Source organism: uncultured Empedobacter sp. (genome assembly GCF_937930195.1).
Lineage (GTDB): Bacteria > Bacteroidota > Bacteroidia > Flavobacteriales > Weeksellaceae > Empedobacter > Empedobacter stercoris.
In genome coordinates this window covers 1-12,269 of the sequence record NZ_CALGVK010000023.1, presented here as the reverse complement: position 1 = coordinate 12,269, position 12,269 = coordinate 1, and the positions used below count along the sequence as shown (strand labels likewise).

The following is a 12,269-nucleotide window of genomic DNA, read 5'->3' as shown; positions in this document are numbered from 1 at the left end:
GCGACCACCGAGATCTACACTCTTTCCCTACACGACGCTCTTCCGATCTAGCACAAAATAAAAATGCAAAACATGAATTGCATGTGAAAGGAAATTGTGGTCAATGTAAAGAACGTATAGAGAAAGCGGCTTATGCAGTGAAAGGTGTTAAAATAGCCACTTGGGACGAAGATACACATAACTTGCATATTGTTCTGAATGAGACAAAAAATAAGGTTGATGCGGTAGAAAATGCAGTAGTTGCAGTTGGGCATGATACGAATGAGAAACGTGCAGATGATAAGGTTTACGAAAATTTACACTCTTGTTGTTTATACGAACGCGAGGAGGCTGAAGGAGAGCATTACACCGAAGCTAATCCTAAAAAAGATGTGGATCATTCAAAACATCAACATTAATTTTATTTTTATGGAATATGAAAAAAAGACATCAATTTTGATGTCTTTTTTTTGTTTTCAGCAATTAAGTTAATTTCTTAATGTTTAATTAATATTAACACTTTATCTTTGCAGTCCTTCTCTTTTTTTTAAGAGATTTTAACAATAAAATCACAACAAGTCATGATCGGACAGATTGTAGAAATACCATACGAATCGTTAGTTTATCAGAAAGAAAAGCCTGTTTTTTTATCGAAAGAGGAAGAACTTTTTTGGAGAGTTGAACAAAGGCGATATTCACTTTTTGATGGATTTATTGTTGGTGAACATAATGGAGTAGAAGGATTTGAAATTGGTCAACGAAAAGGTCTGAATGTAAGTGGAAAAAAATTGCCTGTCTATGTGATTGGAATTGATGAACATGAAAATAGGCTTTTTGTAGGTCAAGGAAAAGATCATCCCGGATTATTTTGTGATGTATTCCTTTTTACTGATCAAAATATTAATTGGTTAACGCAATCAATTGACGAAGAAGAAATAGATGTTGAAGTTACTTCATCTATTTTGAGAGAAAAGAAAGAAGCAAAGTTTTATCAATTTGGTGAGAAATATTTTTTGGAATTTAATATTCAAATTCCATTAATCTTGAAAAATTATACAATAGAACTTTCTTGTAACAAAACAAACTTTATAAAATTAAATAAATAATTACTTTAAAAATGAAATTGAAATTTACATTTCTATCATTTGCTTTAGCATTATTTGCTCAAGCACAAAAAGCTCCAGCATATTACTCGAGCATTGATTTTAATAAATCTAAAAATGAACTTAAGAACGAGTTAGCAACATTGATTTCTGATACGCATAAGAAAAATGTTTCTTATTCTGCGGGTTTAAAAGAATTGTTCAAAACAAGTGATGCAGATCCTCAGAATCCATCTAATTTATTATTAATTTACGGATCTCAAGATTCGGGAACGCACCAAAGAAGTCGTTCTTTTTCTGGATCTTGGAATAGAGAGCATGTTTATGCAAAATCGAAGGGAACGCCAAATTTAGGAACTTCAGGTCCTGGTGCGGATGGTCACCATTTACGTCCAGCTGATATGAGTTTAAATAGTAAAAGAGGAAATTTATCTTTTGATGATGGAGTAGGAGCAATGGCGATGAAAACTAACCGTGGAGGTTGGTATCCAGGAGACGAATGGAAAGGAGATGTAGCTCGTATTCTGATGTATATGTATGCAAGATATAATTCGAGAGCTTTACCTCTTAATATTACATTTGGGCCAAGTACATATTCTTCAGATTTTCCTGATATTTTATTAAAATGGAATGTAGAAGATCCTGTATCTCAATTTGAGATTCAAAGAAATAATGTTGTTGCAAATGTACAAGGAAATAGAAACCCTTTTATTGATAATCCTTATTTGGCGACAGTTATTTGGGGTGGACCTGACGCGCAAAATACTTGGCCAGAATCTTTCGGAGGAGAAGGCGGAGGTGAGCCAGATACAGAAAAACCTACGGTTCCTACAAATTTAGCGTCTACAAATGTAACTTCTTCAAGTGTATCTTTAACTTGGACAGCTTCAACAGATAATGTTGGTGTGAATCGTTATGATGTTTACATGAACAACGAATACAATTCAACAGTTAACTATAACAATGCTACAATTTCTGGTTTAAAAGCTTCTTCTACGTATTCTTTTTATGTTGTTGCAAAAGATTATGCAGGAAATAAATCTGATAACAGTATTGCAATAGAAGTGACAACTCAAGAAACTAACACAGGAGGGGGGTCTGGAGAAGGAACAACTTGTGGAACAGAAGACTTTGAGAATATTCCATCAACAGGAGGTACACCACCTGCATCATCTTACACTGATAGAACTTGGTCTAATAATGGAATTGTGTGGAGTGCTACTAATGCAAGAACAGATAGACAAGTTTATATCGATGGAGATAGTAACAAAGCAATTTGTATAAAAAAAGGAACTTTAACATCTTCTACTATTTCTAGAGGAATAGGTTCTTTATCCGTTAAAACGTATTTACCATTTTCAGATTCTGAAGGTTTTTATACGTTAAAAATTAACGGAGAAGTAAAAGGACAAATTCCTTATTCTAAAAAAGCCAAAACGACTACAATCGAAAACATCAATGTTGAAGGAGATGTTGTCATCGAATTGGTTGATGAAACAACAAATAACCGTGTTTCTTTTGATAACTTGTCTTGGACTTGTTACGAAAAATTAGCAACGGATGATGTGAATATGAATTCAGCGAAATTAGTTATATATCCTAATCCGGTTAAAAATCATGAGTTTATTATCAATGGAGTTGAGAAGAACGAAACGATTCAGATTTATAATCTTAATGGACAATTAGTTCAAACCATTCAACACGTAACTAACAATTCAAAAGTTAAATTGAATAATTTACCTAAAGGAATTTACATCGTGAAAACAAAAAATCAATCCAATAAAATTATTATTAATTAATAATAGTAGCTATTGAATCAAATAAAATAACCAGCTCAATGAGCTGGTTATTTTATTTGATATATACTAAGAAATTAGTTTTTAATTAATTTTTTTGTAACTGTTCCTTGATCAGTTTTGAATTTCAAAATATAAACACCTTTAGGTAAGTTGTTTGTTTCAACACTTCCTTTTTGTCCATCGAATTTAACAGTTTTTGTTGAAACCACTTTACCGGTCATATCTACGATATCTACTTTGATGTCATTTTTGATTGATTTATCCATTATGTAAACCATATCTTTTGCAGGATTTGGATACATTTGTAATGATGATTCTTTTAAGTCACTTGTAGATAAATCACAATTTAATACATCTGCAGGAGGCATGTCAAACGCTTCTGTACCGTCAATTCTACTGAATACACTCCCTTGGCTTGCACTATATCCTAAACCACGATTAGCAAAAGCTTCCCATATTTCACATTTGTTAGCGCCTTCGTATAGTTGTTCATCAGCCATAAGGATAGCATCACGACCGTCTACAAAACCTGGAGAACATGTTTGTAATTTAAGACCTGTCATGACTAATTGTAAAGCCATGTTGTTACCTGCTTTACCATTATATAGATCAGGAGAGAAGCCATATTTGTCGATTAATTTCCAATTCATATCCCAAATCATAGATGCCCAAACATATCCTGTTCTATGTGGTGAATCGTTATTGCCATATGATTTTAAGAAGCTGTATTTTGCAGGGTTAACCGTCATATCAGTTGAATATGGAGTAGGACGAATTCCGTTTCCATCAACAGATTGACTGGTAGCAAATGTTCCAATACCTCTTTTAGTTGAGCCAGTATCACCTGGTAATTGCGTTAACATTAAGGCAAAGAAATCAGACCAACCTTCACCCATTTGTTCAAGATTACCTAAACAGTTAGAATTTGTTATTGGGCCAGTTAAACGGTTAGAAACACCGTGTCCGTATTCGTGTGCAATGATACCATTATCAAAACTTCCGTCAGCGTAAGGAATGTCTTTGTGTTGTAGACTTGCATTAACAGTTGTTCCGTTTATTAGTTCATTTTTTATTTTGTCTCCATTAATTCTTGTCAATCCAACAACAGGAATTGTAATAGAAGAATCGTTTCCTGTGATTGTAAAGTTTCCTCCAATATTATTGATTATGATAAGTGCTTTTGCACCTGCATTTTGTGCATTTTTAGCTTTTGTAACATAATTACAACTTCCTCCTTTGTAGACAACAGCAATTTTGTCAGCAATTTCAGCAGTATTTGTTATGGTGCCACAACCATCAAATTCGTTTCCTTCTGTTTCGCTTTTACGTAATAAAGCTAAGTCTTTAGTTAGGGCTGTAGTAGGTAATTCAGCACCAAACGGCGAAAAGAAAACACTATATTTTCCTGCAATTGTTGAAGGAGAATTGATTGTTAAAGGATCTGTATCTGCATTTGCTGGAGGATTCCACAAATACATTGCCATACGAGGTGATCTACCATCAGCAGGTGTGGCAAATGTTGCATTGTTTAAAATACCTTCATTAAATCGTGTTTGAGCTAATGCTACTACATCATCATTTCCTGTTGCTCCTTTTCCATAATTATCTTTTTGGAAATTTCCGTTTACTTCAGTAAAACCATAGTTGTAAAGAATGTCATGCATCATATTATTCATATAGAATAAATTAGTTGTAGCTGCTTGCCAGTTTTTAAAAGGATTTAAACTGAAATCTACAGGGAAATCAAAATTTAAAGATTCTCCTGCATCTGCGTAATCATTGTTGTTAATTGTAACTGTATTTGCTATAGAATTGAACGTATTATATGCAGTTGAATTATGATCTCGTACAGCTCGTACATTATTCCCTTCGGTTCTTGTTTTGATTGTTCCATCCGCTACATTATGCCAACCATTTGGAGATGCAGTGGTGTTAGATATAGATAAATTAACAATTGAACGATTACCTCTGTTAGGCGCTTCTATTGGTAATTTGTAGATATTATACTGAGCAGATGCTACATTATTACCATCGTCATATAACCAATCCCAATCCGCTTTATTAAAGTGTGCTAAATTTTCGTTATGAAAGGCTCCATGATCAAAATTACAGCTTAACGTTGTATTGTGTTTATCTATGATTGTGCCATTTTTAGCATCAACAACAACATGTATGACATCGTTCTGTTTTTCGTTAAATAATCGATAAGATAATGTATAACTTAAAATAGCTTCTTTCTGATCATTGATAAAATAAACCAATTCAGAAGTGTCATCTTTTGTAAAATGAACACCAAATTCATCTGAAGAATTGTTCGTGATAAGTTTTAAACCTTCTGATTGTGCGATATTCTGAAGTATTTGTTGAGATGTAAGTGTTGGAGTAACGGATGCAGATTTTAACTCAGAATTAAAATTTTCAGAGGTTAAAGCAGAAACAACTTGATTGTTTTTTACTAAATAAGTTGTGTAACTGTTGTAAACAGGAATTCCTTGGAAAGTTCGTTGAGTAAATACTCTTTGAGTTTGATCTTTTTCGTCATTAATCGTTTGTACAAATTTGTACTCGACATTGTTACCCGATCTCTGTAGTTGGTAATTATCAATTAATTGTTCAGCATTCTGAGCTTGAGCAGTCATTGATAACAAAAACGCAGAGAAGATAAGAGTAAAATTTTTCTTCATTTGTATAGTGTTATTAATTTAAATAAAGTTATATTATTTTTTTAATTAATGACTAATTAATACGACAAATAAATAAAAATGATGTTATTAAATAAATAATTAGATAAAAAAAGCATCCAAATTTTGTTTGGATGCTTTATAAAATTCAGTATTTATTAATTACTGAAACATATCTTTTACACGTTCAAAAAATGATTTCTCATTCTTAGAAGGTTCTGGTGAGAAATGATCGTCATCTCTCATTTTTTCAAAATACGCTTCTTGATCCTTTGATAAATGAGTTGGTGTCCAAATGTTAACATGAACAAATAAATCACCTTTTCCATAACCGTTAAGATCAGGTAAACCTTGACCTTTTAGGCGTAATACTTTACCAGATTGAGTTCCTTTATCAATTTTGATTTTTACCTTTCCATTAACTGTTGGAATTTCTTTTGAAGCTCCTAAAACAGCATCAGGAATAGAAACATACAAATCAAAATGTAGGTTGTTTCCATCACGCTTTAATGTGTCGTGTTCTTCTTCTTCGATAACAACTAATAAATCCCCAGGTACACCATCAAAAGGCGCATCGTTACCTTTTCCACGAACTTGCAATTGAATTCCTTCTCTTGCTCCTGCTGGGATTTTCAGGTCAATTGTTTCCTCAACTTTGATTAAACCTTGATTATTTGCTCCTGAAGGAATTTTATCCGCAACTTTTCCAACACCTTGACAAGTAGAACAAGTTGTAGCAGTCTGCATTTGTCCTAAAAATGTGTTCGTAACGCGAACCTGTTGTCCCGAACCACCACAAGATGGACATGTTTTAGATGTAACACCTTCAGCTTGTTTGAAACGTTTAACTTTTACTTTTTTCTCGCAACCGTTTACCATTTCTTCTAAGTTCAATTTTACGCGAATACGCAAATCAGAACCTTTCATTCGACGTGGACCTCGAGATTGACCTCCAAATCCGCCTCCGAATCCACCACCTCCAAAGATATCGCCGAAATGAGAGAAAATATCTTCCATGTTCATTCCGCCTCCGCCGAATCCTCCGCCAGCAGCTCCGCCCATTCCAGCATGTCCGAATTGGTCGTAACGTGCACGTTTTTGGTCGTCACTTAAAATTTCGTAAGCTTCTGCAGCTTCTTTAAATTTTTCTTCTGCCTCTTTGTCACCAGGATTTTTGTCAGGGTGAAATTTGATGGCAAGTTTACGATAGGCTTTTTTGATAACATCAGCATTTGCCGATTTATCTACGCCTAATATTTCGTAATAATCTCTTTTTGATGACATGTTCTTAATCTAAATTACAATCCAACAACAACTTTTGCGTAGCGAACTACAACATCATTTAATAAATAACCCGTTTCTACAATATCTACAATTTTACCTTTCAACTCTTCTGTTGGAGCAGGTATTTGTGTGATAGCTTCATGTAAATCAGTATTAAAATCGTCTCCAGGATTTACTTCCATTTGTTTCAATCCTTTTCCACGTAAGGTTTCGATTAATTTATTATTGATTAATTCAACACCTTGATGTAAGCTGTCGTCTCCAGATTTTTCAATTTGAGTTAATGCGCGACCGAAATCATCTAAAACAGGTAACAAAGATGTAATCACTTCTTTATTTGCTGTTTTGAAAATGTCCATTCTCTCACGCGATGTACGTTTTTTGTAATTATCAAACTCAGCAAATAAACGCAAATATTGGTCTTTCTCCTTTGCTAATTGTTCTTTAATAATTTCTAATTCTGACTTTCCAGAAGTTTCTTCTTGTGGCTGTTCTACAGTGTTTTCCGTTTCTTGAACGTTCTCTTGAATGTTTTCGTTCTCTAATTCTTCGTGTATATTTTGGTCAGACATATTCTTATTCGTTTTTTTGTTTCTGATAGAATCAAATAGTTTGCCAATGCCCATAGTGTGTCGTTTTGTCAGATTTTAAGTAAAAAAAGAAGCACTTCTGTCTTTAGAAGTGCTTCGGTAAATGTATGAAGTTTTTTTTGAATTGAATTTTGATATTATTTTTAATAATGTCTTTTTCCTGTATAATATATATGATAATTCTTTGGGATTATTTTTAAACCCAGTTTTTTATCATTTTTTCTAATTTCAGAAAGTTGCGCATTTTTATTATATATGATAAATAAACTATCGTTATCAATTAGAATAATATCTAAAATATCAAGATGACGACAATTTCGTGTTTTTTATGTTCAATTTTATTAGTGATATCTATATAATTAGGATAAACTGTAGTAAGTCCACTTTTTATATACCATTCTATCTTGTAATTTTCACTCTCAATAGTTTTAAGTATTAAAGTTTTATCTTCATGAAGATTACTACATCCGAAGAATAAACTGAAAATGGTAATAATAAGGGATTTAGGTTTCAATAAATATATTTTTAAAACTTAAAATTAATTTTTCCATTAAAGAAACGTCCTGTCAAATAATTTGGCATTGTATAAACTCGGTTAGAGTTTACATCACGAATCCATGAATTACTGATTTCATTTTTAATATCAAACACATTGAAAACATCCACACCAATCGATATTTCTTTGAAATTACTCCAAAATGTTCCGCTTGATGGTTTTAAGTCTTTTTGATTGATAATTTCTTTTACAAAACCAATGTCCACGCGTTTGTAATCTGTCAACGTTGTTTGGTATTGGTAAGGATCTGCAAATTGAGGAGCTCCGTTCGGTAAACCAGATGCATAAATCAAATTAACATTTACCTTGAAAGATGGTAAAAACTCCATGTAATCTTGGAAAAACGCCGATAATTTGAATCGAGGATCTGTTGGTAACGGAATATTTCCTTTGTCATCAATGTTTTGATAAGCGCGTGCGTACGATGCCGAGAACCAAGAATCGATTCCTGGAACAAACTGTCCAAATAAACGCATATCAACTCCGTAAGCATAACCTTTTGAGTTATTGTCTGCCGTATAACGAATTCTTACATTGTCTACATAATACCGATTCAGGTCGTTTAAGATTTTATAATAAACCTCAGATGTTAACTTGAACGGACGATCCATCCACTTGAATTCGTAATCGTTTCCAAGAATAAAATGTATAGATTGTTGTGATTTTACTTTGTCATTTAAACTTCCATCTAAACGACGAATTTCGCGATAGAAGGGAGGTTGATAATAAATACCTGTCGAAAAACGGAACAACATATCTTTTTCCCAATTTGGTTTAATCGCAATTTGTGCGCGAGGTGAAACCGTTGTTTCTTCGTTAAAATCCCAATAAGCTGCTCGAACACCAGCATTGAACAATACTTTTGCATCGTTCCACATGAATTTGCTCGTGTATTGTGCGTAACCAGAAAAACGATTGGTTTTTAAATTATTTTTTGAATTAACATAATAACTTAAATTTAAACCATTTTCAGGATTTGGATTCACAACATAACCCGTCGAATCTATTGCTTGCCATTCACCTAATAAATCGCGAATGTCTTCTTGTTGAAATTTTGCTCCCCATTCAATATTATTGTTTCCATTGATTTTATACTTTCCCTTGTGTTGAATTCCCGCCACCAATGCATCAAAATTATTTCGTGCATGGTCAATTTGAGAACCAACATCATTGGTTGAGGTTGCTTTACCATCGGCATCAACTTCTGAAATAAAATAAGAACCTTGAATATCAAAATATTCTCTTTCTTTCGAATGGTATGCAAAAACATCTAAACCTAAGTCTAATTTAGAATTCGGTTGATAGGTAAACGATAAACTTCCCGTTTCAGTTGCAAATTTGTCGTCTTCTTTTCCGTTGTAATAAACGGTTAATAACAATGGATTATCTACAGCATTGATATATGTTTCACGTTTTATCGGAAACATTTCGTAGCGAGAACGTGACATGGTTCCTAAAAATGCAACATTCCATTTGTCATTTAATTTATAATTGATATTTGCTTGTACATCGTAATATTCAGGGTTGAAATTGGTGTCACCTTTTAAGGTGTTTAAAATTAAATTTCTATTCTGATAGCGTGCACCAACAATAGCCGAAAGTTTTTTGTCTTTAGAAGCTCCACCTAATGTCAAACTTCCACCCATTAAACTTGCTTCTAATTGTCCTTCAAATTTTTTAGGACGTTTGTAAGTTACATCTAAAACGGATGACATTTTGTCGCCGTATTTAGCTTCCCATCCACCAGCGGAAAAGTTGATGAATTCTGTCATTGACGGATTTACAAAGCCTAAACCTTCTTGTTCACCAGCGCGAATAAGTTGAGGTTTATACACTTCTATTCCGTTAACGTAAATTAAGTTTTCGTCATAATTTCCGCCTCGAACCATGTACTGCGAACTCAATTCGGTGTTCGAGTTAACGAATGGCAAGGTTTTTAATAAATCAGCAACTCCACCTGTCAAACTTGGTCCTTGTTGCATTTGTGCTGCACTTAAAACAGTGCTTTGCAAAGGTTTGTTTGTATTGGATTGAAATGAAATTGTTGCTTCGCCCAATTGAATCGCATTAGTTTCATCGGGTACTAATTGAACAAATATTTCTTTTCTATTTTTATCCTTTAACGTAAAAGTTTGTGCAAACGAATGATAACCATTGTTGTTGAATGTTACTGTAATCGATTCATTTGACGGAATATCAATTTTGAAATTACCATTTTGATCCGTAAAAAATGATTGATCATTTACGATAATTTCGGCATCGCTTATCGGTATTCTATTTTCGTCGACAACTTTACCATTAATTTGTGCTGTTTGCGCAAATAAAATTCCACCCAAAAGTGATAAACTTATGGTACTAAGAAATCTTTTTGAATGTTGTAGAGTACGTTGCTGTGTTGTTTTTTTCATCTTTCACGTTTAATTCTAATTGATGGTCGCCAACCGAAATCTGTTCTTTATTCAAATTAATTGTTAATCGTTTAATTTTATGATCATATTCGGCTAAAACCCATTTTCCATCTATATAAGCCTTGTAGTCTTTTATTCCAGATTGTGTATCATTTATTGTAAACCGAATAATACCATTTGATTGAGTAAATTGACTACCTGATTTGATATTTAACGGAGTAATTGTCGGTTTAGTATTATCGATTAAAATAGAAAAAACACCAAAATCTTTTGGATTTGCAACCAGCTTTCCATTTTTAAGTGTTGTTGTTAAATAATCTTTTTTCCAAACGCCTCTTTTTTGATACTCACGAACAATGACAGCTTTGTCTAATTGTGCAGTAGGAATCTCAGCTGTTGGTTCAATTACAAGCGTATAAGTTTGATGAATTGGCATATAATAATCGCCAACCCAATGTTTCCCATTCGAGAATTTGTAGCTTAAATCAAAATCTTCGTAGAAGATATTTTTTGGAAAAAAGATTTCGATTCCTTGATTTTTGAAATGATTTTCTTTGTTCCATAACATTGGATTTGTTTCAGGAGTTTTTACACTTTCTACAAACGATTTTCCATTGACTAAAAACGATTGCGAAGATAAATTTCCGGCATAATCAGAAACATCAATTTTTACTTTATACGATTTTCCATCTTCAAGTTCTAAAATTCCGTTATTCTTCAAATTAGAATACATTCGCACAGGATTTCCATCTTTCACAAATCCTTGATACACCCAACTATTATTTTTCTGAATATCGGAATAGTCACACGTGCTATTTATAGCTCGGGCTTCATCAAACGAAAAACGGTTTGAGGTAAAGGTGTAAATCGGTTCATCATTTACATAAATATTGATTTGATGTACACCGTTGTTGTTTTCTGCGCCATTGTGCTTGTCGTAAGCTTTTATACCAAATCCAATCGTTCCTGAAGCTGAAATAGATCCACCATTTGCTACAGCGATACGATTATTTTTTTGATTCACTTCACCATTAATTGGGTAAGCGTATAGTCCTAAAATAGAAGGTTTTTTTGTGTCTGGAATATCAAAACCAAAATAAAAGGGGTTGATTGGTTCTTCCGTCTTTGTATCACGAATTTCGAAGTGTAAATGCGGACCGCCAGAACTACCAGAGTTTCCTGAAAGAGCAATCAAATCTCCTGCTTTTACAGGAATTTCATTTGTTTTTGGATGTAATTCAATTTTAAAGGTTTCTTTCGCATATTGTTGTTTACGCACATAAGCTTGTAATTCTGGTGTAAATTCTCTCAAATGTGCATAAACAGAAGTGTATCCATTTGGATGATCGATATAAAGTGCATTTCCGTAGCCTGTTGGCGAAACATTGATACGAGAAATATAACCGTCTCCAATTGCGTTTACTTTTAAACCTTCTCGTTGTTGTGTTTTTATATCAAGTCCAGCATGAAAATGATTGCTACGAAGCTCTCCGAAATTACCTGATAAATAATTGGTGATTTCTAATGGATTCTGAAATATATTTTTGGGATAACTGTCTGCCTTCGGTTGTTCTGCTCGTTGTCCAAAAACAGTAGAACATAGTAATAGGTTTAGTAAAATTGGTTTAATCACGTTCATTTTTTCTATTCAATAATTAACAAATTAGTTAAATGTAAACTAATTCTTCTACAAACATCATTAATCTTTAGAATTTTTAAAAATTATTTAGAGATAATTTTTTCTAAAATTAAGTTTTAAATGTTGTAAATTGTAAAAGTGAATAGGATTAATTAAAAAAATAAGTATGATTTGTATTTTTTATTTTTCGTTATTAGAAGTTTACTGTAAGTGTGGATAAAAACAGATAG

At 32.9% G+C, this 12,269-nt stretch carries 7 protein-coding genes; 2 read left to right on the top strand and 5 right to left on the bottom strand.

Annotated elements, in window-relative coordinates; translation table 11 throughout:
- Positions 1–560: 560 nt before the first annotated feature.
- Complete coding sequence (locus Q0616_RS01430; protein WP_225541658.1) at positions 561–1,085, top strand: tRNA methyl transferase PRC-barrel domain-containing protein; 525 nt, start codon at positions 561–563, stop codon at positions 1,083–1,085.
- Between the two features lie 11 nt (positions 1,086–1,096).
- Positions 1,097–2,881, top strand: coding sequence for an endonuclease (locus Q0616_RS01425; protein ID WP_286484402.1), 1,785 nt, complete (start codon positions 1,097–1,099; stop codon positions 2,879–2,881).
- Between the two features lie 74 nt (positions 2,882–2,955).
- Here Q0616_RS01425 and Q0616_RS01420 read toward each other — a convergent pair whose 3' ends face one another.
- From Q0616_RS01420 to Q0616_RS01400, 5 genes are all read right to left on the bottom strand, one after another.
- Positions 2,956–5,565: a M36 family metallopeptidase gene (locus tag Q0616_RS01420; RefSeq protein ID WP_298774417.1), complete on the bottom strand. Its 2,610-nt coding sequence runs from the start codon at positions 5,563–5,565 to the stop codon at positions 2,956–2,958.
- Between the two features lie 159 nt (positions 5,566–5,724).
- Positions 5,725–6,846, bottom strand: coding sequence for a molecular chaperone DnaJ (gene dnaJ, locus Q0616_RS01415; protein WP_225539307.1), 1,122 nt, complete (start codon positions 6,844–6,846; stop codon positions 5,725–5,727).
- A gap of 14 nt (positions 6,847–6,860) precedes the next feature.
- Complete coding sequence (locus Q0616_RS01410) at positions 6,861–7,472, bottom strand: nucleotide exchange factor GrpE (protein ID WP_286484091.1); 612 nt, start codon at positions 7,470–7,472, stop codon at positions 6,861–6,863.
- A 489-nt stretch (positions 7,473–7,961) separates the two neighbouring features.
- A complete protein-coding gene (locus Q0616_RS01405) occupies positions 7,962–10,400 on the bottom strand; it encodes a carboxypeptidase-like regulatory domain-containing protein (RefSeq protein ID WP_298774407.1) in 2,439 nt (812 codons plus the stop codon).
- Complete coding sequence (locus Q0616_RS01400) at positions 10,348–12,039, bottom strand: M23 family metallopeptidase (protein WP_298774405.1); 1,692 nt, start codon at positions 12,037–12,039, stop codon at positions 10,348–10,350. The genes Q0616_RS01405 and Q0616_RS01400 overlap by 53 nt, the downstream gene beginning before the upstream one ends.
- Positions 12,040–12,269 lie beyond the last annotated feature (230 nt).